Source organism: Amycolatopsis sp. NPDC047767 (assembly GCF_040704195.1).
Taxonomy (GTDB): Bacteria; Actinomycetota; Actinomycetes; order Mycobacteriales; family Pseudonocardiaceae; genus Amycolatopsis.
Window position 1 is genome coordinate 108979 of sequence record NZ_JBEYSJ010000003.1, and the last position, 23444, is coordinate 132422.

General features: G+C 70.1%; 21 protein-coding genes. 16 read left to right on the top strand and 5 right to left on the bottom strand.

Going from position 1 to position 23444, the window contains the following annotated elements; genetic code table 11:
- Nucleotides 1-2: 2 nt before the first annotated feature.
- Together AB0878_RS06595 and AB0878_RS06600 are read left to right on the top strand one after the other, a co-directional pair.
- Nucleotides 3-512 (top strand): SigE family RNA polymerase sigma factor, encoded by a 510-nt coding sequence (locus AB0878_RS06595; protein WP_366577168.1) that lies wholly within the window; start codon nt 3-5, stop codon nt 510-512.
- Nucleotides 509-1282, top strand: a complete 774-nt coding sequence (locus AB0878_RS06600) for a hypothetical protein (RefSeq protein WP_366577170.1) — start codon at nt 509-511, stop codon at nt 1280-1282. The genes AB0878_RS06595 and AB0878_RS06600 overlap by 4 nt, the downstream gene beginning before the upstream one ends.
- A 3-nt stretch (nt 1283-1285) precedes the next feature.
- On the opposite strand, the gene AB0878_RS06605 is transcribed toward AB0878_RS06600, so the two are convergent.
- Nucleotides 1286-2242 carry a Gfo/Idh/MocA family oxidoreductase gene (locus AB0878_RS06605; protein WP_366577172.1) on the bottom strand — a complete coding sequence of 319 codons (957 nt, stop codon included), beginning with the start codon at nt 2240-2242 and terminating at the stop codon, nt 1286-1288.
- Nucleotides 2239-3345, bottom strand: a complete 1107-nt coding sequence (locus tag AB0878_RS06610; protein WP_366577174.1) for a DegT/DnrJ/EryC1/StrS family aminotransferase — start codon at nt 3343-3345, stop codon at nt 2239-2241. Before AB0878_RS06610 ends, AB0878_RS06605 begins: the two co-directional genes overlap by 4 nt.
- A gap of 197 nt (nt 3346-3542) precedes the next feature.
- Here AB0878_RS06610 and AB0878_RS06615 point away from each other — a divergent pair, with 197 nt between their 5' ends.
- The 7 genes from AB0878_RS06615 to AB0878_RS06645 are packed head-to-tail and all read left to right on the top strand — an operon-like array spanning nt 3543 to nt 9987.
- Entirely contained in the window at nt 3543-4262 is a 720-nt protein-coding gene (locus AB0878_RS06615) for a UDP-N-acetylglucosamine acyltransferase (RefSeq protein WP_366577176.1), read from the top strand.
- Between the two features lie 11 nt (nt 4263-4273).
- A complete protein-coding gene (locus tag AB0878_RS06620) occupies nt 4274-4528 on the top strand; it encodes an acyl carrier protein (protein ID WP_366577178.1) in 255 nt (84 codons plus the stop codon).
- On the top strand, nt 4521-5252 hold the full coding sequence (locus tag AB0878_RS06625; protein ID WP_366577180.1) for an SDR family NAD(P)-dependent oxidoreductase: 732 nt from the start codon (nt 4521-4523) through the stop codon (nt 5250-5252). The genes AB0878_RS06620 and AB0878_RS06625 overlap by 8 nt, the downstream gene beginning before the upstream one ends.
- A complete protein-coding gene (locus AB0878_RS06630) occupies nt 5249-6658 on the top strand; it encodes an AMP-binding protein (RefSeq protein ID WP_366577182.1) in 1410 nt (469 codons plus the stop codon). Before AB0878_RS06625 ends, AB0878_RS06630 begins: the two co-directional genes overlap by 4 nt.
- Complete coding sequence (locus AB0878_RS06635) at nt 6655-7707, top strand: acyl-protein synthetase (RefSeq protein WP_366577184.1); 1053 nt, start codon at nt 6655-6657, stop codon at nt 7705-7707. The genes AB0878_RS06630 and AB0878_RS06635 overlap by 4 nt, the downstream gene beginning before the upstream one ends.
- The gene (locus tag AB0878_RS06640) at nt 7704-8948 is read left to right on the top strand and encodes an acyl-CoA reductase (protein WP_366577186.1); all 1245 of its coding nucleotides are present in this window, start codon (nt 7704-7706) and stop codon (nt 8946-8948) included. Before AB0878_RS06635 ends, AB0878_RS06640 begins: the two co-directional genes overlap by 4 nt.
- A gap of 43 nt (nt 8949-8991) precedes the next feature.
- Nucleotides 8992-9987, top strand: coding sequence for a lysylphosphatidylglycerol synthase transmembrane domain-containing protein (locus AB0878_RS06645; protein ID WP_366577188.1), 996 nt, complete (start codon nt 8992-8994; stop codon nt 9985-9987).
- Between the two features lie 4 nt (nt 9988-9991).
- Here the strand turns inward: AB0878_RS06645 and AB0878_RS06650 are convergent, their stop codons facing one another.
- Entirely contained in the window at nt 9992-11920 is a 1929-nt protein-coding gene (locus AB0878_RS06650; RefSeq protein WP_366577189.1) for a DUF6541 family protein, read from the bottom strand.
- A gap of 293 nt (nt 11921-12213) precedes the next feature.
- On the opposite strand from AB0878_RS06650, the gene AB0878_RS06655 reads away from it, so the two are divergent.
- The 3 genes from AB0878_RS06655 (at nt 12214) to AB0878_RS06665 (ending at nt 15925) form a co-directional block, all read left to right on the top strand.
- Entirely contained in the window at nt 12214-13752 is a 1539-nt protein-coding gene (locus AB0878_RS06655) for a hypothetical protein (RefSeq protein WP_366577889.1), read from the top strand.
- Nucleotides 13749-15119 (top strand): hypothetical protein, encoded by a 1371-nt coding sequence (locus tag AB0878_RS06660; RefSeq protein ID WP_366577191.1) that lies wholly within the window; start codon nt 13749-13751, stop codon nt 15117-15119. Before AB0878_RS06655 ends, AB0878_RS06660 begins: the two co-directional genes overlap by 4 nt.
- 65 nt (nt 15120-15184) lie before the next feature.
- Nucleotides 15185-15925: a lysophospholipid acyltransferase family protein gene (locus AB0878_RS06665; protein ID WP_366577193.1), complete on the top strand. Its 741-nt coding sequence runs from the start codon at nt 15185-15187 to the stop codon at nt 15923-15925.
- Between the two features lie 610 nt (nt 15926-16535).
- Here the strand turns inward: AB0878_RS06665 and AB0878_RS06670 are convergent.
- On the bottom strand, nt 16536-17321 hold the full coding sequence (locus AB0878_RS06670) for an HAD family hydrolase (protein ID WP_366577891.1): 786 nt from the start codon (nt 17319-17321) through the stop codon (nt 16536-16538).
- 93 nt (nt 17322-17414) lie between these two features.
- Here AB0878_RS06670 and AB0878_RS06675 point away from each other — a divergent pair, with 93 nt between their 5' ends.
- Nucleotides 17415-18302: an LLM class flavin-dependent oxidoreductase gene (locus tag AB0878_RS06675; protein WP_366577195.1), complete on the top strand. Its 888-nt coding sequence runs from the start codon at nt 17415-17417 to the stop codon at nt 18300-18302.
- Nucleotides 18303-18502: 200 nt separating this feature from the next.
- On the opposite strand, the gene AB0878_RS06680 is transcribed toward AB0878_RS06675, so the two are convergent.
- Complete coding sequence (locus AB0878_RS06680; protein ID WP_366577197.1) at nt 18503-20515, bottom strand: DUF6541 family protein; 2013 nt, start codon at nt 20513-20515, stop codon at nt 18503-18505.
- Between the two features lie 88 nt (nt 20516-20603).
- Here AB0878_RS06680 and glf point away from each other — a divergent pair, with 88 nt between their 5' ends.
- Genes glf through AB0878_RS06695 form a run of 3 tightly spaced genes read left to right on the top strand, consistent with a single transcriptional unit; the run spans nt 20604 to nt 23426 of the window.
- Nucleotides 20604-21827 carry a UDP-galactopyranose mutase gene (glf, locus tag AB0878_RS06685; RefSeq protein ID WP_366577199.1) on the top strand — a complete coding sequence of 408 codons (1224 nt, stop codon included), beginning with the start codon at nt 20604-20606 and terminating at the stop codon, nt 21825-21827.
- The gene (locus tag AB0878_RS06690) at nt 21820-22380 is read left to right on the top strand and encodes a phosphatase PAP2 family protein (RefSeq protein ID WP_366577201.1); all 561 of its coding nucleotides are present in this window, start codon (nt 21820-21822) and stop codon (nt 22378-22380) included. The genes glf and AB0878_RS06690 overlap by 8 nt, the downstream gene beginning before the upstream one ends.
- Complete coding sequence (locus AB0878_RS06695; protein ID WP_366577203.1) at nt 22377-23426, top strand: decaprenyl-phosphate phosphoribosyltransferase; 1050 nt, start codon at nt 22377-22379, stop codon at nt 23424-23426. The genes AB0878_RS06690 and AB0878_RS06695 overlap by 4 nt, the downstream gene beginning before the upstream one ends.
- Nucleotides 23427-23444 lie beyond the last annotated feature (18 nt).

Here is a 23444-nt window from a genome sequence, read left to right on the forward strand (position 1 = left end):
GGGTGGCGCGCAGTGACGACGAGTTCGTCGAGTTCGTGCGGGCCTCGTCGAGCCGGCTCACGCATGCCGCGTTCCTGCTGACCGGGGATCGCCACCAGGCCGAAGATGCCGCGCAGACCGCGTTCACCCGCACGTACGCCGCGTGGGCGCGGGTGCGCCGCAAGGACGCGTACGCGTATGCCCGGACGGTGCTGGTCAACCACGTGATCGACGGCTGGCGCCGCCCGCTGCGGGAATACGCCTCGGAGGAGGTGCCGGAGCGGCCGACGGGCCAGGACGTCGCGCAGGCGGTGACGCAGCGGGAGTGGCTCACGTCCGCGCTGGCGCGGCTGACGGGTCGCGAGCGGGCCGTGGTGGTGCTCCGGCACTTCTTCGACCTGCCGGAACAGGCGGTCGCCGATGAACTGGGCGTGTCGGTGGGTACCGTCAAGAGCACGAACTCGCGGGCGCTCGCGAAGCTGCGGGTGGACGCCGGGCCGGAAGACGTGCTGATCGGAGGGAGTGGGCGGTGAACGACCTCGACAAGCTGCGCGCCGCCTTGCGCGAACAGCCCGACCAGCCGTTCGCCGCGCCCGACCTGGGCCGGATCATCACCGAGGGCCGGCGCATCCGTCGTCGCCGCAGGATCGCCACGGGTGCGGGAGCGGCCGCCGCGGTGGCGGCCGTCGTCGGGATCGTGTTCGGAGCCGTCGCCCTGCGGACGCCGGCCGAGCCGGCGAAGGTGCCCGTCGCCGCGCCGCCGGCTCCGACGACCAGCGGCCCGCTCGCGTCTGACGGTGCTCGGCCGACCAACGCGCCACCGCCGAGCTCGGCGATCGACCAGCCGCCGACGTCAGCGATCCAGCCCTACGGCGACGTCATCCACACCGGCATCAAGACCGCCAGTGGCGAGCTCGTCTTCTACGCGACCAAGATCGACGACAACGCGGCCCTGACCGACGTCCACTTCGGCATCATGGCCGCGGTCCAGACCAACGGTGGCTACCGGTCGCTCTACGCCAGCAACGAGATCCGCGGCGCCGACCGCTCGTTCGGCTTCCACGCCACCGCGGGCGGCATGGAAGCCGGCGGCACCTGGGTGCCCGTGTACGGCTACTTCTCCGGCCCCGCGGTGAAGATCGTCAGCACCGTGCACGGCAAGCCGGTACTGGCGAAGACCGCTTCGTGGAGCGTCGACCCCAACGTGGTCGTGTTCTGGTTCGACCAGCGCGAAGTGCCCGACCCCGCCGTACTGACCCCGCTGGTCGCGTACGGCAAGGACGGCACCCGCCTCACCAAATGACTGCTAAGCCGCGGCCTGCGTCAGCACCTGCGCCACCACGTGGTGCGACGGCAGGATCAGGTCACGCTCCACGTCGGCGTCGATCTTGCCCTCGAGCAGGTCGAGGAAGCGCTCCAGCTGCGTGGCCAGCGGCTCGCGTGCGGTGACCAGCTCGGGGATCTCGATCACGGTCTGCTGCCGGTAGCCGAGGCCGTCCGGCGTCACGGAGTCGTGCGACACGTGCCGGTAGATCGTGACGTCGCGGCGCAGCAGGTCGATCTCGATCAGCCGGTCCAGTTCGGACACGACCAGTGACCGCACCTTGCGCTGGCCCAGCCGCGACGCGGACACCGTGGCCAGGCCGGTCGGGAACGACAGCACCGTCTCGATGGTGTCCTCCGCGCCCTCCACCGAGTTCGGGTGGAAGTAACCCGCGCCCGACGTGACGCGCGCCGGCGTGGCGCCGCCGAAGAACTGGATCGCCAGGTCGACGTCGTGCACCAGCAGGTCCCACGCGACGCCGGTCTTGATGCGCGGCGCGTACGGGCCGTGGCGGCGCGCCATCAGGTGCACCGGCTCGTTGACCAGCGCCCGGGCCGTCATCACGGCCGGGTTGTAGCGCTCGAGCAGGCCGCACATCAGCGGCACGTCCTTCTGCTCCGAGAGCGCCACGATGTCCTGCGACAGCTCGAGGCTGTTGCACACGGGCTTCTCGACGAGCATCGGCTTGCCCTGGCCGAGGATCTCCTGCGCGAGGTCGTAGTGCGCCTCCGTGGCCGACGCGAGCACCACGGCGTCCACATCGGACAGTGACCCGATCTCGGGCGTCCACTGGGTTTCGTAGCGCTCGGCGACGGTGCGGCCGGCTTCCTCGCGCGGGTCGATCACGCGGACGAGTTCCACGCGCTCGTTGGCCGCCAGCACGCGCGCGTGCAGCGAACCCATGTTGCCCGTGCCGATGAGGGCGATGCGGTGGGTCATGCGCCGAGCACCTCGCGAACCGTCTCGATGATCTTGTCGAGCTGCCCGTCGGTCAGGTGCGGGTGCACCGGCAGCGAAAGCGCCTGCGCCGCGACGGCCGAGGCGACCGGGAAGTCGCTCACGTCGGCGCCCGGGATCAGCGGGTGGCCGCGGTAGCAGTCGTAGTCGAACACGATCTTGGGGTAGTAGATCCCGTTGCCGATGCCGCGCTCGGTGAGCGCGGCGGCCAGCTCGTCGCGCGAGAGCATCGCGTGGGGGCCCACCAGCACGGTGTACTGGTGCCACACGTGCTCGCGGCCGGGCAGGACCTGCGGGATGTCGAGGCCCGGCGTGCCCGCCAGCCCCTCCGACAGCCGCTTCGCGTTGGCCTGGCGGGCCGCGGTGAGCTGGTCGAGCTTCTCCAGCTGCGGGATGCCCACGGCCGCGTGCAGGTCCGTCATCCGGTAGTTGTGGCCGGCCATCTCGTACTGGTAGCGGGCGCGCATGCCCTGGTTGCGCAGCACGCGCAGCTTGTCGGCCAGCACGTCGTCGTCCGTGGTGATCACGCCGCCCTCGGCGGTGGTCACGTTCTTCGTGGCGTACAGCGAGAAGCAGCCGATGCCGTACGAGCCGGCGGCGCGGCCCTCGAACGACGCGCCGACCGCCTGGGCCGAGTCCTCGATGATCCGCAGCTCGCGTTCCGCGGCGAGCGGGGCGAGCTTGCCCATGTCCGCCGTCTGGCCGTACAGGTGCACCGGCATCAGGACCTTGGTGCGGTCGGTGATGGCCGCGCCCACGGCGTCGGGGTCGATCGCGAAGTCGTCGCGCCGGATGTCGGCGAACCGGACGGTGGCGCCGGCCTCCAGGATCGCGTTCAGCGTCGCGACGAACGTGAACGGAGAGGTGATCACCTCGTCACCCGGTGCCAGGTCCAGCGTCTGCAGTGAGGCGACCAACGCGGTGGTGCCGTTGTTCACGGCGATGGCGTGCTTCGTGCCCGCGACGTGCGCGAAGGCGTCCTCGAAGCGCTTGACCATCGGCCCCTGTGCGATGGCGCCGGATCGCAGCACCTCGACGACGAGGTCTTCCGCGTCACGGACGTCGACCACGGTAATGGGGATCATCGGCAGTCTCTCTCGGCAGGCGATTTCGATGCGTCCGGTACAGTGCAGTGCGCTCAGGCCGCGAGGCCGGAGAGCCGCCGGTTCTGCGCCCGGCCGCCCTGCGTGAACGCGGGCCACACGTTACCGGGCGCCGCCGCCTGCCCCAGACCCCAGGCCGCTCGGACCCGACAGCGGCCACGAAACGGAACGGACGACCAGTGGCCAACCGGATCCACCCCACCGCGGTGATCGGCGAAGGTGTCGAGCTCGGCGACGACAACGTCATCGGACCGTACACGGTGATCGTCGGGCCGACCAGGATCGGCGACGGCAACTGGATCGGTCCGCACGTGACCATCGGCACGCCGGGCGAGGACCGCGGCGGCCCGCACCCCGTCGCGTGGGAGACGGCGCCGGCCGGTGATCCCGCGCTCGACGGCCACGGCGTGGTCGTCGGCAGCCGCAACCGCGTGCGCGAGTACACGAGCATCCAGCAGGGCACCTGGCGCGCCACGACCCTCGGCGACGAGTGCTACGTGCTGCGCGGCAGCCACATCGGCCACGACGTGCTGGTCGACGACCAGGTCACGCTCGCGTGCAACGTGCTGCTCGGCGGCCACACGCACGTGTGGTCGTTCGCGAACATCGGCATGAGCACGGTGGTCCACCAGGGCGGCAGCATCGGCCCCGGGGCGATGGTCGGCATGGGTTCGGCGGTCCGCCGCGAAGTGGGTGCGTTCACGATCACGGTGGGCAACCCGGCGCGCGCGACGGGCGTCAACGTCGTGGGCCTGTCCCGGCGTGGCCTGGACGAGGCCACCGTCGAAGCCCTCTCGCCGTGGGTGAAGGGCAAGGGCGACCTCCCGGCCGCCGGCCTGCCCGACGACCTCTCTACCTTGGTCAAGGCGTGGGACGCTCGCCCGCGCGACGAACACTAGGAGCTGTGAAGATGTCGGAAATCGCCCCCAAGCTTCGCGAGGTCTTCGTCGAGGCGCTGGACCTCGACGGCGACAGTGCCGAACTCGACGTCGAGAACCTGAAGTACCGCGACATCGAGGCGTGGGACTCCGTCGGCCACATGGCGCTCGTCGCGGCCATCGAGGACGAGTTCGACGTCGAGTTCGACACCGACCAGGTCATCGACATGTCGAGCTTCAAGGTCGCCGTGGACATGGTCACCGACCTGCGGTCGAAGAATGACTGACCTGACCGGTCGCGTCGCGCTCGTCACGGGTGGCACGCGGGGGATCGGGCTGGCCACCGTGCGCGCGCTCGTCGAAGCCGGCGCGACGGTGGTGCTGACCGGCCGCGACGAGGCCCGGGCGAAGGAGATCGCCGCCGAGGCCGGCGCCGCCGCCGGCCTGGCGCTCGACGTCACCGACGCCAAGGCGGTCTCGTCGCTGGTGCGCGGGGTGGCGAAGGAGCACGGCGCGCTCGACGTCGTGGTCGCCAACGCCGGGATCCTCGAAGACGCGCTGCTCGGCATGATCAGCGAGGACCTGGTCGACCGCATGCTGCGCACGAACGTCGGCGGCACGATCAACACCGTGCAGGCCGCGTCGCGGGTGATGAGCCGGCGCAAGTCCGGTGCGATCGTCGTGCTGGCCTCGATCGTCGGCGAGAACGGCAGCGCGGGCCAGACCGCGTACGCCGCTTCGAAGGCCGCCGTGGGCAACATCGCGCGGTCCGCCGCGAAGGAGCTGGGCCGGCACAACATCCGGGTCAACGCCGTCGCGCCCGGGGTCATCGAGACCGACATGACGTCCCACCTCGGCGAGAAGGTCATCGCCGGGCGCATCGAGGACACGGCGCTGGGCCGGCTGGGCAAGCCGGAAGAGGTCGCGAAGGCGATCCGCTTCCTGGTCAGCGACGAGGCGTCCTTCGTCACCGGACAGGTGCTGGGGATCGACGGAGGCTTGGTGCTGTGACGCTGTGGGGTGCGGGTGCCCGGCTGGTCGACGCGGCCGGGGGCCGCACGCTGGCGGGCGACGAGCTGGACGCGGAGGTCGCGCGCGTCGCGGCCGCGCTCGGTGAGCTGCCGGTGGGTGTGCTGTTCGCGCGGATGTCCGTCGACCTGGCGAGCGTGCTGCGGTACCTCGGCGCCGTCGAGGCCCACCGCGCGGTGGCGCTGATCGACCCGGCGCTCGACGCCGACGTGCTCGCGGGCCTGATCACGCGCTTCCGGCCCGCCGCCGTGCTGGCCGCGCCGGACGCCCCGGCGCCCGAGGGCTACACGGTGTCCGGCGAGAACTGGCTGCGCGAGTCGGCCGACGGCGTGAAACCGCACCCCGACCTCGCCGTGCTGCTGCCGACGAGTGGTTCCACCGGCAACCCCAAGCTCGTGCGCCTGTCGCGCAACGGCTTGCTCGCCAACGCCGAGGCCATCGCCGACGTGCTGCACGTCGATGCCGACGAGATCGCCCCCACCTGCCTGCCGCTGCACTACAGCTACGGCCTTTCGGTGCTGAATTCGCACCTCGTGCGTGGCGCGACCGTGGTGATCGAAGCGTCCGGCGTGCTCGGCCGCGGATTCTGGGACGCGGTGAACGAGTACGGCATCACGTCGCTGTCCGGCGTGCCGTACCACTACGAAATGTTGCGGCGCCTCAAGTTCGACCCCGCGAAGTACCCGACGCTGCGCACGCTGACGCAGGCCGGCGGCAAGCTGCGCGACGAGCTGGTGGTGGAGTTCAACGACAAGATGCGCGCGGTCGGCGGCCGGATGTACGTGATGTACGGCCAGACCGAGGCCTCGCCGCGCATGACCACCGTGCCCGCCGAGCGCCTCGCCGACAAGATCGGCTCCGCCGGTCCGGCGCTGCCCGGCGGCGCGTTCTCGGTGCGCCGCGACGACGGGGTCGAGACCACACACCCCAAGATCGTCGGTGAGGTCGTCTACCGTGGCCCCAACGTGATGATGGGGTACGCCGACGACGAGGCCGGGCTGGCCGCGGACGACGAGTGCGGCGGGCTGCTCGCCACCGGCGACCTCGGGTACCTCGACGAAGAGGGGTACCTGTTCATCACCGGGCGGCTCAAGCGCATCGGCAAGGTGTTCGGCAACCGCGTGAGCCTCGACGACCTGGAGCAGGCCGTGCGCCAGGCCGCGGTGGGCATCGACGTGGTGGCGGCCGTGCCGGCCGGTGACAAGGTCGTGTTGTGGGCCGAGCTGCCCGAAGGCGACGGCGCGAAGGCGATCTGCAAGGACGCGTCGCGCGCGTTGTCGGAGCGGCTGCACCTGCACACCAGCGGGTTCGACGTGCGGCCGATCGACACGGTGCCGCTGCTGGCCAGCGGGAAGATCGACTACCGGTCGTTGGAAGGACGGGTATGAGTGTGTTCACGCGCTCGCAGGCCGAGCGGGAGGCGCTGCTGCTTCCCGAGCTCGCGGAGCTGACCGCGCACCACCGCGCGAGCTCCGAGGGCTACGACCGGATCCTGACGTCGCTCGGAATCGCGCCGAACGCGCCGTTCGCCACGATCGCGGACCTGCCGTGGCTGCCGGTGCGCATGTTCAAGACCCACGACCTCAAGTCCATTCCGGACGACGAGGTGTTCAAGACGCTCACGTCTTCTGGCACCACCGGCGCCGGCGCGTCGCGCATCTACCTGGACAAGGACGCGGCGGGCGCGCAGACCAAGCAGCTCGGCGCGACGCTGCAGGAGGTCCTGGGTGGCGAGCGGCTGCCGATGCTGATGGTCGACACCATCGGCATCATCAAGAACCGCCGCTCGTTCTCCGCGCGCGGCGCCGGAGTGCTGGGCATGGCCAACTTCGGCCGCAAGCACACGTACGTGCTCGACGAGAACGACCAGCCCGACGTCGAGGCGGTGAAGAAGTTCCTCGCCGAGTACGGGGACAAGCCGTTCCTGATCTTCGGGTTCACGTTCATGGTGTGGCTCTACCTCTACGAGGTGGCGCGCGACCACGGGCTGGACCTGTCGAACGGCATCCTCATCCACTCCGGTGGCTGGAAGAAGCTCATCGACCGCGCCGTGGACAACACCGAGTTCCGCCGTCGGTTCAAAGAGGACACCGGCCTGACTCGGATCCACAACTACTACGGGATGATCGAGCAGATCGGCACCGTGTTCCTCGAAGGACCGTCGGGGAACTCCCTGTACTGCCCGGATTTCGCCGACGTCGTGATCCGAGACCCGGAGACGTGGCGGGAGCAGCCGGTGGGCAAGCCGGGCGTGATCGAGGTCGTCTCGACGCTGCCGCGCTCCTACCCCGGGCACGTGCTGCTGACCGAGGACCTCGGTGTGTACAACGGCATTGACGACGGCGACTGGCCCGGCAAGCACTTCTCCGTACTGGGACGGCTCCCGAAGGCCGAGGCACGGGGTTGTTCGGACACGTTCTCGGGGGCTGCCGCATGACTTCGCTGGAGCAGCGGTTCCCGATCGCGGAGCCGGTCGAGGTCGGTGCGCTGCTGGACGAGGTGCGTCTCGAGCCTGAGGGCGGCCGGCTGACCGTCGGCGACCCGCGTGTGGTCGAGTTCGTCACGAAGTTCGCGCGCAAGCTTCTCGCGCCCGCCCTTGCCCGCCGTTACCCGGAGCTGGCCTCGCTGGGTTTCTTCCTGCGCAAGGGAGAACTCGCGAAGGCACTGTCCACTTTGGAAACCACGGGCGACTCGCTGCGGTTCCCGCGCGGGCTCGTGTTCCACGTGCCGCCGGCCAATGTGGACACGATCTTCGTGTACTCGTGGGCCCTTTCGGCGCTCGCGGGGAACTCGAACGTCGTGCGTGTGTCGTCGCGCTCGGCCGGGGCGGCCGAGGCCGTGCTGGAAGCGCTGAACGCGGCGCTCGACGACGTCTCCCCGGAGTCGGCGGCGATCATCCGCGCGACGCAGCGCATGGTCACCTACGACCGCAGCGACGAGGTCAGCGGCGCGTTGTCGCTGGCCGCCGACCTGCGCGTGATCTGGGGTGGCGACGGTTCCGTCGCCGCGCTGCGCAAGTACCCGCTGGCGCCGCACGCGCGTGACCTCACGTTCCCGGACCGATCGTCGTTCGCCGTTGCGTCGGTGCGCGGCTGGCAGGAGGCCACGCCCGAGCAGCGGCGGGGCGCGGCCGAGGGCTTCTACAACGACTCGTACTGGTTCGACCAGGCCGCGTGCTCGTCGCCGCGTGCGGTGTTCTGGGTCGGCGACGCGGCCGGCGCGAAGGCCGCGGGCGAGGAGTTCCGGACGCTGCTGGCGTCGGTGCTCGAGGCCAAGCAGCACGTGACCGAGCCGGCGATGGCCGTGCAGAAGCGCGTGTCGGCCTACGGCGCGGCCGTCGACGGGCTCGTGTCCGCGATCTCGTTCGACGGCAACTCCCTGGCGACGCTGGAGCTCACCGACGCCACCGTGATGCCGCGCGAGTGGCTCGGCGCGGGCACTTTCGCCAACGCGCACCTCGCCTCGTTGGGTGAACTCGTGCCACTGGTTCTGCGCAAGGACCAGACCGTGGCCCAGTTCGGTTTCACCCGCGACGAGCTGGTGGAGTTCGTGACGGAGCTGGCCGGACGCGGGGTCGATCGGGTGGTGCCGTTCGGCTCAGCCTTGACGTTCGCGGGCGTCTGGGACGGTTACGATCTGCTTGCCGAGTTCAGCCGTCTGGTCACGGTACAGGCCTGACCAGCGGTGACGAGTCAGTGTTGCGCTGTGAGGAGACTGGTCAGTGACGACCGTTCGAACGCCTGAGGAGGACTCGCCGGCTCCTTCGCAGCCGAAGAAGGCGGCGAAGTCGACCAAGGCCAAGATCCTCGACGTGGTGCGGTGGCTCGCGATCGTGCTCGTGGTGGTCTTCGCGGCCAAGGCGCTCACGGACAACTGGACCGAGTTCTGGCACACACTGTCCGATGTGGCCTGGCAGTCGTCGGTGCTCAGCCTCGTCGCGCTGGTACTGGCGATCATGGTGTCGACCTGGGGCTGGCAGGTCCTGGTCGACGACCTCGGCAAACCCGTCGGCTACATCCGCGGCGCGCAGATCTGCCTGGTCGGCTCCCTCGGCAAGTACGTGCCGGGTTCGGTGTGGGCGTACCTGCTGCAGATGGAGCTCGGCCGGAAGGCCGGGCTCGCCCGCGCCCGGATTTTCACCGGCTCGCTGATCCAGCTGGGCGTCGGCGTCGTGTCGGCGCTGGTCGTGTCGCTGCTGGCCGCGCCGGCGGTGTTCAGCAACAGCCCGCGCGCGATGTGGCTGTTCGTGCTGATTCCCGTCGGGTTGGCGCTGCTGCACCCGCGCGTGCTGACCTGGGGCACCTCGCTGGTGCTTCGCGTGCTCCGCCGCCCGCCCCTCGAACGCCCCCTGACCTGGGGTGTTGTGCTCAAGACCTTCGGCGCTTCGACGCTGGCCTGGGTCCTGCAGGGCGTCCACCTGTGGCTGCTGGCCAACTCCGTCGGCGCGCCGGGCTTCAACGGTCTCGTGCTGTGCGTCGGCGCGATGGCCGTCGCGATGACCGTGGGGACCTTCGCCTTCATCCTGCCCAGCGGCATCGGCGTCCGCGAGGTGGCCCAGGTCGCCGTCCTCACGGCCAGCGGCCTCACGGTCGGCCAGGCCACCGCCTTCGCCGTGGCCTCGCGGGTCATGTTCACCGTCGCGGACCTCCTCACGGCGGGCGGCACCGCGGGTGCCGCCTGGCTGTCGAGCCGCCGCCTGAAGGTCGTCGCCGGCTGAGGCGTCAGCTCTTGATCCGGTAGATCACCGCGTCCGAGTTCCGGTACACCTGCTGCAGGAACGGCAGCTCGGCGATTCCCACGAGGCCAGGCGACGTGTACGGCGGGTCCGGCGGCGCCGCGGGCCTGCCCAGGAACACCCAGTGGATGTTCAGCCGGGCCACGGCGGCGCGGACCTGCGGGTTCGTCTCGTACTCCTTGAAGTGCCGGGCCAGCAGCAAGGCGTCCGACGGAGGCGCGGTGCCGTCGTCGTGGGCGGCGACCGTGCGGACACCCGAGAGCGCGTAGGTCCAGACCGAGCCGTCGAGCCGGTCGTTCATGACCCATTGACCCGCCGGCACGAGGTGGCCGAGCTCGACCATCGCGGCTTCCTCGTCCGGCGTGATGTTCTGGTTGTGGGGGTCGGGCGAGCGGTAGCCGGACGCGAGGCGATCGCCGTTGGTCGTCGCGTACAGGCCCTTCGTGACGCCCACGAAGCCCAGCAGCACCAGAACCGCCAGAATCACCGCGGGTACGCGCGGGGGCAGGTGCTCGCTGATCCACGCCTGCAGCGACGCGACACCGTGGCCCGCGATGAACGCCAACGGCACGATCGCCATGGAGATGAACCGGTACGGGTCGTCCCACCACGGCCGAGCCAGCGCCATCACCAGCGGCGCGTTCGACGACGAGACGGCCGCGTACGCGAGGCCGCTGATCAGCGCGGTCACCCCGACCCAGCGCAGGTCACCGAGGCGGCGGAAGAAGATGAAGCCCAGCAGCAGCGCGGCCGAGAGCCACAGCTGCGGGTGCGGCTCCCAGTGCTGGAACCCGAGCAGCGCGCCGATCGCGTTGGTCGCGCGCCACTCGCTCGGCCAGCCGAGGTAGGGCACGCCGCCGTTGGCCAGGCCGAGGGCGCCGAACAGCTGCAGCCACGCCACCAGCACGGACAACACCGCGATCGGCAGCAGCGCGAGCAGGTCGTGGCCGAATCGCCGCCGGCGCTCGCCCGGCGAAACCCAGCGCTGGAGCAGCAGCGGGCCGGCGAACAGAACCGCGCCGAACAACGTCGACGAGTGGATGCACAACAGCCCGACGGCCGACACGAGCAGCAGGAAACCCGTGTCCGGAGCGACGCGATCGAGGTAGCGCCGAAGCACCACCGCCGCGAGCGGCGTGAGGGCCAGCCCCAGCAGGAACGGGTACAGCGGCCCGCGGCTCATCGACTCGTACGTGCTCATCACCGGCGCCGCCGACGCGAGCGCCGCCGCGCCGGCCAGCACCGCGCGGCCGCGGAATTCGCGTACCAGCACGACCAGCGACAGGGCCAGAAGTCCCGGCAGCAGCACGGTGTTCACGTCGAGCGTCTGCGGGATCGATCCGCCGCTGAGCGTGTACTGGAGGGCTGCGAGCAGGTGGTAGGCGTTGGGGTAGAAGGGCGGCTTGCCGTCGCCGTACCAGTTGAGCGTGCCCATGCCGAAGAGGCTGCCGTCGCCGGTGGTGGCGATGTAGCGCACGCCGTTGGCCGCGTACGGCGCGTCACCGCCCTGCGCGATCGCGCCGAGGTGACCCATGCCGCGCACCGCGGCGTAGAACCCGAGCCCGGTCGCCAGCAGCAGGCACGCGATCACGCCCCACTGCCCGCGCGCGGACCACACCCGCGGTTCCGCCACCGGCGGCCACCGCCGCACCGTCAGCCGCCTCAGTCCGAACGCGACAGCCACGAAAACCACAGTGGTCAAGCAGAACGTGAGCGTGTTGAACGGCAGCCCCATCGCCGCGGTCCACGGCCCCGCGAGGCCGGCGATCGCGTAGCTCAGCAGCGGCGTCAGCCCGACCAGCACCCAGCCGCGCAGCCCCGCAGCGAGGCCGGTCAGCACCCCCGGCACGCCGAGCACGAGCAGCAGGACGGCAAAACTCGCCACATCGGACAACAGCGTGGGTTCGCTCGGCAACAGACTTCCTCGGCTGTGACGGATCCGCTCGGTACCCCCGGGTGGCGGATCGGAATCGGAGTCACAGATTAGCGGGCCCGATATACACCCGAACGGCTTATGTCCGGGAAGCGTAGTGAAGCGATTGACTGGACTGTGTGAAGTGACGACCGGAACCGCCCGACAACGCGGTGAATTCCGGTCAATCGCTCACCCGAAAGCGGGGTTTCACCGCGGGGATTCACCGTGGCCGCAGGTGGGCAGCGGGGTGGCGGCCGGTGGGGACCGGCCGGGGGCTGGAGGCGGGGGGTCGCGTGGTCTACGCGGTCGTGGGGGGCTGGCTGGTGCTGGGCGCGCTGGTCGTCTTGACCTGGCGCCGGATCGCCACCGACGCCGGGTGGCGGGCGTTCGTGGTGGTGCTCGTGCTCGCGTTTTCGCTGCTGCACCAGCTGTTGTTCGCCACCGTGACCGAAGATGCGCTCGTCACCTTCCGTTATGCCCAGAACATCGCCGACGGCAACGGGCCCGTGTTCAATCCCGGTGACCGGAACGAGGGTTACGCGAATTTCCTGTGGCTCGTGGTGATCGCGTTGCCGCGCGCGGCATTTGGTGCGGATATCGCGACGGCGGCCGTTGTGCTGGGTGTCGCCGCGACGTTGGGATGTGTTCTCCTCGCGTACTTCCTCACCAATCGCATCGTGCGCCTCGCGCTGCCGGAAGGCGCCCAGGTGCAGCCCGCGATCGGGGTCGCCGCCGCCGTGCTGACGGCCGGCGCGAGCGGCCTCGCCGTGTACGGGCCGTCGGGCACCGAGCTGCCGATGTTCGTGCTGCTGGTGCTGGCCGTGGCCAACGCGCTGGTCGCCCGCCGGTCCGTGGTGGCGGGTGTGCTCGTGGCGGCCGCGGTGATGACGCGACCGGAAGGCTTGGTGCTCGCCGTCGTCGCGGGGGTGTGGCTGGCGCTCGCCGCCTCGCGCGGCCGGCACAACTGGTGGACGCCGGCCGGGTACGTGCTGGGCGCGCTGGTGTTCCTCGTGCCCTGGACGGCCTGGCGCGCCACGTACTACCACCATTTCCTGCCCGACTCCGCCGTGCGCGTGCTCGGCCCCGACTGGCACTACCTCGCGGGATTTTCCTTGGCGCACCTGGGTTTTCTGGTGCTCGCCGGCGCCGCTGTGGTGGGATTGCTCGCGTTCCGCACGCCTGAACGTGCGGAAGAACCACGCTCGGCGCTGTGGCTGCTGTTCGCGTTGGCTTTGTGCTTCACGGTTTTCGTGGTCGTGCTCGACGGTGACACCGGCCCGTCGTGGCGGCTGCTGGTGCCCGTTCCGCCGCTGCTGGCCGTGGCTTCGGTGGGCGCGTACGGCGTGCTGACGGCCGCGAACCCGTCGCCGAAGCCGCGCACGGTGTCGCTGCTGGTGCCGGTGGTGGCGGCCGTGCTGACCGGATTCGCGGTACTCGTTTCGGTGGTGAGCCCGGACGTGCTCAAGAGCGTGCGGGCGTGGCACACGGACAGCGCGCAGCTCGCGGAAGTCGGCGACTGGCTGGCTTCGTACCTGCCGCCGGGCTCCGTGGTGAGCGCCGCCGCGCCCGGGGCCATCGCGAGCCGCGCGGGCTCACGGCTGCTGGTGGGCACCGACCTGATGCGCGCGACGCTCGCCGTGCCCGAGGAATCCGGTTACGCCAAGAGCCAGCACTGCGCCGACGACACCCGGGCCTGGTACCGCGTCGCGACGTTCCGCCGCATCGGCACCCCGTTCTGGATCTCCGTGTACCCGCGCGCCGACGAAGCGAGCCTGCTCATCGACTACCTCGATCGAGCGCCGGACTTCCAGTACGTATCGTGCCCGGGATGACGGTGACGCGCCGGTCCACGGCCCTCGGGCTCGGGGTCTTCGGCGTGTCCTTGGCCGTGTTGCTGGTGCGGTTCCTCGTGCCGCGCCCGGTGTCCATGTCCGACAACGGCGACGGCTTCCGTGTGCTGTGCGGTGCCGGGATCAAGTGGATCAGCAAGCCGGAAAAGTACGTCCACCTGGTGTACGCGGCGACACCCGGCGGCTGCGATCCGACGTATCAGCTGAGCCAGAGCTGGCTCGCCCGCCTGGCGGTGGCGTTCGGTTCGCACTCGGAGCTGAGCCTCGTGGTGCTCGGCGTGATTTCCTCGGTTCTCGCCGCGGCCGCGGTGGCCCTGGTGGTGGTCGGGTTGCCGTACGGCTTGCGCGTGCGGTTGCCGGTGGCCGTGGGGCTGTTGCTGGTGGTGGCGGATTCGGCGTTCTTCGGCTATTTCTCGTCGACTTTGGGCGAGGGGACGGCGTTTCTCGGCATTTTGCTCGCCGTCGGCGGCCTGCTGCTGATGGGGCGGCGGTGGCTCGCCGCCGGTGCGGTGGTGACCGTCGTCGGCGGGTTGATGGCGGTGAACGCCAAGGTGCAGACGTTGATGATCTTGCCGTTGCTGGTCATCGCGGTGCTGCTGGTGACGCGTTCTCGTTGGCTGCCGGGGATTCTCGTGGTTCTCGCGCTGGCCGGCGGGACTTGGTGGGCCCAGTCCGAGGTCACCCCGGCCGTCGCTCCGGACGGCACGGCGTCCGCGCGCCCCGGCGACGACTCGCGCGAGATCAACGTGGTGAACACGGTGTTCCTGAACATCATCGACGGCCACCACGACACCGCCGCCGACCTGGCGTCGCTCGGCCTGCCGGCATCGTTCGGCCAGTACGCGGGCAACGGTTGGTGGCACCCGCATCCCGTGACGCTGGATCCGCAGTACGCGCAGTACCGCGACCGCTTGAGCCGGCGCAACGTCGTGAAGTGGTTCGCCGCCCACCCGGACCGCACCCTGGGCATCCTCCACCGCGCGGCCGGCGACTTGCTCACGGCGCGCCCTCCGTACCTGGCCTCCTTCGACGCTTCGGCCGGCCTGCCGGCGGGGGCGCAGGAGTACCGGGTGCCTGTGTGGTCCGGGTTGAGCGGGCTGCTGGCACCGCTGGGCTCGTTTGCTTTGCTGCCGCTGTGGCTCTTGATCGGCTGGCGCGCGTGGCGACACCGGCGAGCCGCGCTGGGCGTGTCCCTCGCGCTCCTGCTGACGACTTCGGTGGGCCAGTTCGTCCTGGCTGCGCTGGGTGATGGGATCGAGAATGTGAAGCACCAGGTCGTGGCGTTGTTCTGCCTGCTGGTGGCGGTGGTCCTCGGCTGCTGCCCGGCGGTGGCGAAAGTTCCCGAATGACGGGTTTCGTGCCGACGATCACTTTGAGTAGCCGGGAGAAACCTACGGTCCCGTAGCCTCGCGGTATGGCTGACTTCGTGTACCCGCCCGTGCTGGTCGCCGCGCGGACGATGTTCCGGGTGCTGGACAACCGCATCCGCATCGACGGCGCGCACCACGTACCGGCGCGCGGCGGGGCGGTGATCGCGTGCACGCACGTCAGCTACCTGGATTTCATCTACTGCGGCCTGGGCGCCCGGCCGGCCAAGCGCCTGGTGCGGTTCATGGCCAAGCACGAGATCTTCGCGAACCGCGTCGCGGGACCGTTGATGCGGGGGATGCACCACATTCCCGTCGACCGCTCCGCCGGCCAGGCTTCCTACGACGAGGCCGTCGCCCGGCTGCGCGCGGGGGAGGTGGTGGGCGTGTTTCCTGAAGCGACGATCAGCCGTTCCTTCACGGTGAAGGCCTTGAAGACGGGCGCCGTACGGATGGCCGCGGAGGCGGGGGTGCCCATCGTGCCGATGGCGCTGTGGGGCACGCAGCGCCTGTGGACCAAGGGGCACCCCAAAAACCTCACGCGGCGCCACGTGCCGATCTCGATCCTGCTGGGCGCCCCGCTGCACCCAGGTCTTGGCGACGACTGCGAGACGGGTACCGCCGAACTCCGCTCCCGCCTGTCGGAACTCCTCGACCGCGCCCAGGCGGAGTACCCGGAATCCCCGGCCCCCTCCGAACGCTGGTGGCTCCCCGCCCACCTCGGCGGCACCGCCCCCACCCCGGAAGCCGCCGCCGCCCTGGACACCCGCCCGGCCACCCGGGACTGAGTTGCCACTCCGGTTGGCAAGTCGCCATGTCGATTGGCAAGCGGTCGCCCAATCGGCAAGTTGCCGCTGAAATGGCAAGGCGGGCTCGGTTGGCTGGCTTCGTGCCGCGGCAAGTGCGCAGGTGAGTGGCAAGTCGGGCCGGGTGGCTAGCTCCGTGCCGCGGCAAGCGCGCCAGTGATTGGCAAGTCGGCCCGTCGGCTGGCAAGTCGCCGATCCAAAAGCAATCCGCCGCTCGATTGGCGATCCTGATGCCCGGCAACTTGCCACTTGAGGTGGACCTTTGCCCAACGAATGGCAAGCGTCCACTCGTCCCGGCACGCTTCACCAACTTGCGGCAAGCCAGACCGATGAATGGCAACCCGCATCCGCGAATGGCAAGCCACGGCCCTATCGGCAAGGCCGGCATCCCCGGCAAGCGAAGGGCAAGCTCGCTGGCTGATGGCAAGTGCGAGCGCTGAATGGCAAGCCGGCGCGAAGGATGGCAAGTGCGTCGGCAAGTTGGCAAGTCGGCCTGTCGGTTGGCAAGTCAGGTCGCCGGGTGGCAAGAAGCCGCCACCGACGGCGAGTGCCGAAGCCAGCGGCAAGATGCCAACCCCACTGGCAAGCCCGCCTAAAACCACCGCTCCAAAACCTGCGCCACCCCGTCCTCCGCGGCTGGCCCAGTCACCTCGTCCGCCACTTCCAGTACCGCGCGGTGGCCGTTCGCCATGGCCACCCCGTGGCCGGCCCACTGGAGCATCTCCACGTCGTTCGGCATGTCGCCGAAAGCGATCACCCGCTCGGCCGGCACCGAAAACCGCTCGGCGACATCCGCGAGCCCAGTCGCCTTCGTGACGCCGTGTGCCGACAGTTCGATCAACCCGCCCGACGACGAGTACGTGATGTCCACGGCCCCGTCCAGCACCGCCCGCGCCGCCGCGGCCATCTCCTCCGAACCGAGGCCCCGGTGGCTGATGAGCAGCTTGATCGCCGCGTGCCCCAAGACCTCGGCGCGCGGCGCGGTCCGGCCCTCGCCGTCGCCCCACGGGTTGCGGTACTCGGGCTCGATCACGAAGCTGCGGACGTCCGTGCTGATGCGCTCCGCCGCGAGCCGGCAGCCCGGCAAGGCCTTGTCCAGCGCCGAAGCCAGATCGTTCAGCAGCACCGGCGAAAGCAACCCGTGCACGGCCACCACCGACGACGTGGCGATGTCCAGCAGTACCGCGCCATTGGCGCACACCGCGTACCCCGTCAGCCCCAGCGGTTCCGCGATCGGCGGGATCCAGCGCGGCGGCCGGCCGGTGCACAGGACGAACGGGACGCCATCGGCGCGCACGCGCTGCACGACCTCGATGGTTCGAGCGGAAACGACCTCGGTGGGGCCGAGCAGGGTGCCGTCGACGTCGGACGCGATCAAGCGGGGTTTCTCCACGGCCCCATTGTCCCCGAACCGGGCACGGGCACCGCCCGTTCGAGCGAATGTCGGTGGTTGCCGATACCGTCCACCCTCGTGCGAGCAGGCATCGTGATCCTTCCGGAAGATCGTTGGTGGGCGGCCGAGCCCAAGTGGCGGGCCGCCGAGGAGTACGGCTTCGACCACGCGTGGACCTACGACCACCTGGGCTGGAGATCCCTGGTCGACGGCCCGTGGTTCTCCGCGGTGCCCACTCTCACGGCCGCCGCCATGGTCACGTCCACCATCCGGCTGGGCACGTTCGTCGCTTCGCCCGTGGCGCGGCACCCGGTGCCGTTCGCGCGTGAGCTGATCACTCTCGACGACGTGTCCGACGGCCGCTTCGTGCTGGGCGTCGGCGCGGGCGTGGACGCGAAGAACTACGACGTGCAGGTGCTCGGCGCGCCCGACTACACGCCGAAGCAGCGCGCGGACCGCTTCACGGAGTTCGTCGAATCGCTCGACGGCCTGCTGATGACCGACCGCTTCGACTTCGAGGGCGAGTACTACCGGGCCCACGGCGCCCGCAACCTCCCCGGCACCGTGCAGCGTCCGAGGCTGCCGTTCGTCGTCGCGGCCAACGGGCCGCGCACGATGACGCTGGCCGCCCGCTTCGGCGCCGGCTGGGCCACCACCGGCCGCGGCGGCGCGACCACCGACGAGTGGTGGCAGGGCATCGCCGAGCTCAGCCGCGTGTTCGACGAGCGGCTCGACGCCGCCGGCCGCGAACGCGACTCCGTGCACCGCTACCTGAGCCTCGACGCGGCGCCGGTGTTCTCGCTGAGCAGCGTCGACGCGTTCCGCGAAGCCGTCGACCGCTCGCGCGAGCTGGGCTTCACCGACGTCATCGCGCACTGGCCGCGCTCGAGCGGCCCGTACGAGGGCCACGAGTCCGTGCTGGAGCAGGTCGTGGAGAACGTGCTGCCCACGCTCAAGGAAAACTAGGCCGATCAGGTGACTTCACCCCCGCCGGGAAACCGATTTCCCGACCCGGGCGTCAAGCAGGTGAGAAGAGGGGGACACGGCCCTTCACCGGGCCGCTCTTCTCACCTGTGAGCACCCCGGGGGTGCTGGGGAATGGGAGGTCCTCGTGACCGCGGCCGGGGCAGCCGCGGTCACGAGGCTCCAAAAAACCGCCACAAAACTCACTTCACGATCGTGTAGATCACCGCACCGGGATTCCGGTAGTCGACCCGCAGGAAATCGCGCCCGTCCAGGCCCTGCAGCCCGGGCGCGATGGGCGTGTCCTTCCGGATCGTGCCGCTGCCCACCAGCACGTGGTGCACGTCGAGCCGCCGCACGGCGTCGCGCACGCGCGGGTCCGTGTCGTAGTCGCGGAAGTGCAGGGCCAGGTACACGGCGTCGGGCGACACGCGACCGCCGCCGTCGTAGTGGCCGGCCACGGGGTGCACGCCGGCGATCGCGTACATCCACGCGGTGCCGTCCATGCGGTCGTTGAGCACTTTCTCCTGCGCGGGGATCCCCATGGTGCCGAGGTGTTCCATGGCGGTGATCTCGTCGGCGCTGACCGGCGGTGTCACCTCGCCCTCGGGCCCGTTGTAGTACAGGTACGAGACGGCCGTCGCGTTCGCGTTGCGGTAGAACCCGCCGGTCAGCACGGCCATCGCGGCCACCACGACCACGGCCGCCACCAGCCCGAGCCGCGCCAGCACCTGGGGCCGCGAGCGCACCCACGAGCCGCTGCGGGCCAGGCGCGCGATCCACCGCTGCAGCTCCGCCATGCCGTGGCCCGCGAGCAGGCACAGCGGGATCGCGGCCAGCGCCATCAGCCGGTAGCGGTCGTTCCACCACGGCCGTGACAGCGACACCACCCACGGCAGGTAGCCGTAGCAGGTGACCAGCACGAAGAACCCCGAAAGCCCGATCGCCGAGAGCAGCACCCAGCGCATCCGCCGCAGTGTGAAAAACGTGAGCGTGCCCAGTGCGAGCAGCACCGTCAGCCAGATCTGGGGCCGGCTGAGCACCTGCTGGAACGTCACGAGCAGCTTCAGCGCCAGCGGGATCGGCAGGTTCGAGTTCCACGAGTAGTACGGGTACGCGCCGGAGGTGAACCCGATCGCGCCCAGGATCTGCGGCGCCGCCAGCACGCCGCTGACCACCAGCACCGGCAGCATCCGCAGCACGTCGCCCAGGATCACGCGCCACGCCGGCACACCATCAGCCACGCCGTCGACCCGCTTGCGCCGCAGCGACCGGTACCAGCGCTGCACCACCAGCGGCAACGCGAACAGCACCGCGCCGAACAGCGCGCTCGAGTGCGCCGCCAGCAGCCCGTCGGCCACCAGTGCCACGATCAGGCCCGTGTCGACGCCGGGGCGCACCAGGAACCGCTGCAGCGCCACCACGGCCAGCGGCGTGAGCACGATGCCCAGTGCGTACGGCAGCAGCCCGCTCGACACGGACTCGTACGCGCCCGTCGTGGCGGCCGCCGCGACCAGCGCCGTGCACCCCGCGTAGACCGCACGGCCGCCGAGCTGGCGGATGAGCGCCACCATCGACAGCGCGAACAGGCCCGCGACCGGCATGGTGATGCCGTTGAGCGTCACCGGCACGCTCGTGCCCGAGATTTGGTAAACCAGCGCGCCGACCAGGTGATACGCGTTCGGGTAGAACGAGCCGTCGGGGTACCAGTTGATGGTCGACATGCCGGTGAGCGAGCCGTCGCCGGTGTCGGCGATGTAGCGGATGCCGTTCGCGTGGAACACGGTGTCCCAGCGCTGGAAGACGGCCGTCGTGCCACCGCGCGCCGAGAGCACCACGGCGATCGACAGGCCCACGGCCACGACCAGGCACCCGGCCACGGCCCAGTGCGCGCGGTTGCTCCACTCGATCGGCGGCTCCTCCGCACCGGGCCGGAGCCGGCCGCGGGCCATCAGCAGCCGCCGGACGCCGTACGCGAGAGCCGCCAGGCCCACGCTGCACAGGGCGGCGGAAAGTACGTTGTACGGGAGCCCGGCGTCGGCGAGCCACGGGCCGGCCAGACCCGTCACGGCGTAGCTGAGCAGCGGCGCGAGGCCGGCCAGTGCCCAGCCGCGCACGCCGGCGGCCCAGCCCACCAGGCCGCCGGGTATCGCCAGCACGGCCAGGTAGGCGACGACCGCTACCAAGTAGCTCCCCAAGGTGTCCGGTGCAGGCATGCTTCTCACGTGTGTCGGTGCGGTACGGCCGGCGGTATGCCGAGGTCGGTTCGGGCCGCGGTGTCAGGACTGCGTACCCTGGGCGCCCGTGAGCGAGCACACGAACCCCGCCAAGATTACTGAACACGAGTTCGCCGGCTACGACCTCGTCGTCGTCGGGTCCGGTTTCTTCGGGCTGACCGTCGCCGAGCGGGCCGCGGCCGAGCTCGGCAAGAAGGTTCTGGTGCTCGAGCGCCGGAGCCACCTCGGCGGCAACGCCTACTCCGAGGCCGAGCCCGAGACCGGCATCGAGGTGCACAAGTACGGTGCGCACCTGTTCCACACCTCGAACAAGCGCGTGTGGGAGTACGTCAACCGCTTCACCGAGTTCACCGGCTACCAGCACCGGGTGTTCGCCAAGGTCAAGGACCAGGTCTACTCGTTCCCGATGAACCTGGGCCTGATCAACCAGTTCTTCGGCAAGTCGCACACCCCGGACGAGGCCCGCGAGCTCATCGCCAAGCAGGCGTCGGAGTTCCAGACCGACGCCGCCGAGAACCTCGAGGAAAAGGCCATCTCGCTGGTCGGCCGTCCGCTGTACGAGGCGTTCATCCGCGGGTACACCGCGAAGCAGTGGGAGAACGACCCCAAGAACCTGGGCGCGAACATCATCACGCGCCTGCCGGTCCGCTACACGTTCGACAACCGGTATTTCAACGACACCTACGAGGGCCTGCCCGTCAACGGGTACACCGCGTGGCTCGAGAAGATGGCCGAGCACGAGAACATCGAGATCCGGCTGAACGTCGACTACTTCGACGTGCGCGACCAGATCCCCGCGGGCACTCCGACCGTCTACACCGGGCCGCTGGACCGCTACTTCGACTACTCGGCGGGCCGGTTCACCTGGCGCACCGTCGACTTCGAGTCCGAGGTCGCCCCGACGGGTGACTTCCAGGGCGCCCCGGTCGTGAACTACAACGACCAGGAAGTGCCCTACACCCGCATCATCGAGTTCCGCCACTTCCACCCGGAGCGGAACTACCCGAAGGACAAGACGGTCATCTTCCGGGAGTTCTCGCGCTTCGCGACGGAAGACGACGAGCCGTACTACCCGATCAACACGCCGGAGAACCGCGAGAAGCTCGAGAGCTACCGCGAACTGGCCAAGGCCGAGGCGCGCGAGAAGAACGTGCTGTTCGGCGGCCGTCTCGGCACGTACAAGTACCTCGACATGCACATGGCGATCGGCTCGGCGCTGTCGATGTTCGACAACAAGATCGCGCCGCACCTCACCGACGGTGCGCCGCTCGACGGGTCGATCGATGCTTGAGCAGACCACGGCGCCGGTTGACGCCGGCACTCCCGTGACTGCGCCCGCGGGCCCGGCGACCGGTGAGGTCGCCGTGTTGTCCCAGGCCCAGCGCTTCCTGAAGAAGCCGGGCACGGTGCAGGTCGCGCGCGGGATGTCGCTGTTCGGCGAGCACAGCGCGGGCTGGTTCGCGCTCGGCCTGATCGGCGCCGCGGTGGACAAGCCGCGGCGCAAGGACTGGCTCGTCGCGTCCGCCGGCGTCGTCGGTGCGCACGCCGCCTCGATCGCGGTGAAACGCGTGGTCAGGCGACGTCGTCCGGACCACCCGAGCGTCGAGGTCCTGGTCGGCACGCCGAGCAAGCTGAGCTTCCCGTCTTCGCACGCGACGTCCACGACGGCGGCGGCGGTGCTCTACTCGGGACTCACCGGGCGTAACCTGGTCCCCGCCCTCGTACCGCCGATGCTGGCCTCGCGGCTGTTGCTCGGCGTCCACTATCCGACCGACGTACTGGCCGGTGCGGCCCTGGGAGGCCTCGTCGGTGGTCTGATCCGACGGAAGCTGAAGAGACGATGAGCGAAACGACCGACGAGCGTGCCGAGAACTCGACCGACCCGGCTGAATCCGCGAAGACGGACGAAGCCGTGAAGGTCGAGACCGAGGAGGCTGCCGCCGACGCGGCCGCGTCCTCCGCTGCCGTTTCGGAGCCGGCGATCCCGGCTGCCGCTTCGGCCGGCACGAACCCCGTGGCGCTGCTGCTGGGCGTGATCAAGACCGCGCGCCCGAAGCAGTGGGTGAAGAACGTGCTGGTGTTCGCCGCACCGTTCTTCGCGTTCTCGAAGGCGACCAACCGCACCGAGCTGGTCATCGACGCGCTGATCGCGTTCGTCGCCTTCTCGTTGACGGCCTCGTCGGTCTACCTCATCAACGACGCCGTCGACGTCGAAGCCGACCGCGCCCACCCGACCAAGCGCAACCGGCCCATCGCGGCCGGGATCGTGCCGGTTCCGGTGGCCTACGCGGCCGCGGTGGTGTTCTTCCTGGCCGGTCTCGCGGTGTCGTTCACCGCGAGCTGGGAGCTGGCCGTGGTGCTCGGCGTGTACGAGGCTGTGCAGCTCGGGTACTGCTTCGGGCTGAAGCACCAGCCGGTGGTGGACCTCGCGATCGTCGGCTCCGGCTTCCTGATGCGCTCGATCGCCGGTGGTGTTGCCGGCGGGATCGCCATGTCGCAGTGGTTCCTGCTGGTCACGGCGTTCGGCTCGCTGTTCATGGTGGCGGGCAAGCGCTACGCGGAGATCATGCTGTTCGAACGCACGGGCGCGAAGATCCGGTCGTCGCTGAAGAAGTACTCGGCGAGCTACCTGCGCTTCGTGTGGGCGACGTCGGCGGCGATTCTGATCATGTCGTACTGCCTGTGGGCATTCGAGATTCGGCAGGCGGAACACGACTCGCTGTGGGCGGTCGTGTCGATGGTGCCGTTCGTGATCGCCGTGCTGCGGTACGCGGTGGACGTCGACGGCGGCAACGCCGGGGCGCCGGACGAGATCGCGTTGCGGGACCGGGTGCTGCAGGTGCTCGGGCTGACTTGGGTCGTGACGTTGTTCCTGTCGTTCTACCTGTGAATCGCGCTGGAATTTAGA

What these genes read in the sequence shown, in the direction of transcription:
- AB0878_RS06605 (WP_366577172.1), bottom strand. Translation starts at nt 2,242, where the DNA reads ATGACCCACCGCATCGCCCTCATCGGCACGGGCAACATGGGTTCGCTG.
- AB0878_RS06610 (WP_366577174.1), bottom strand. Translation starts at nt 3,345, where the DNA reads ATGATCCCCATTACCGTGGTCGACGTCCGTGACGCGGAAGACCTCGTC.
- AB0878_RS06620 (WP_366577178.1), top strand. Translation starts at nt 4,274, where the DNA reads ATGTCGGAAATCGCCCCCAAGCTTCGCGAGGTCTTCGTCGAGGCGCTG.
- AB0878_RS06625 (WP_366577180.1), top strand. Translation starts at nt 4,521, where the DNA reads ATGACTGACCTGACCGGTCGCGTCGCGCTCGTCACGGGTGGCACGCGG.
- AB0878_RS06635 (WP_366577184.1), top strand. Translation starts at nt 6,655, where the DNA reads ATGAGTGTGTTCACGCGCTCGCAGGCCGAGCGGGAGGCGCTGCTGCTT.
- AB0878_RS06640 (WP_366577186.1), top strand. Translation starts at nt 7,704, where the DNA reads ATGACTTCGCTGGAGCAGCGGTTCCCGATCGCGGAGCCGGTCGAGGTC.
- AB0878_RS06660 (WP_366577191.1), top strand. Translation starts at nt 13,749, where the DNA reads ATGACGGTGACGCGCCGGTCCACGGCCCTCGGGCTCGGGGTCTTCGGC.
- AB0878_RS06665 (WP_366577193.1), top strand. Translation starts at nt 15,185, where the DNA reads ATGGCTGACTTCGTGTACCCGCCCGTGCTGGTCGCCGCGCGGACGATG.
- AB0878_RS06680 (WP_366577197.1), bottom strand. Translation starts at nt 20,515, where the DNA reads ATGCCTGCACCGGACACCTTGGGGAGCTACTTGGTAGCGGTCGTCGCC.
- AB0878_RS06690 (WP_366577201.1), top strand. Translation starts at nt 21,820, where the DNA reads ATGCTTGAGCAGACCACGGCGCCGGTTGACGCCGGCACTCCCGTGACT.
- AB0878_RS06695 (WP_366577203.1), top strand. Translation starts at nt 22,377, where the DNA reads ATGAGCGAAACGACCGACGAGCGTGCCGAGAACTCGACCGACCCGGCT.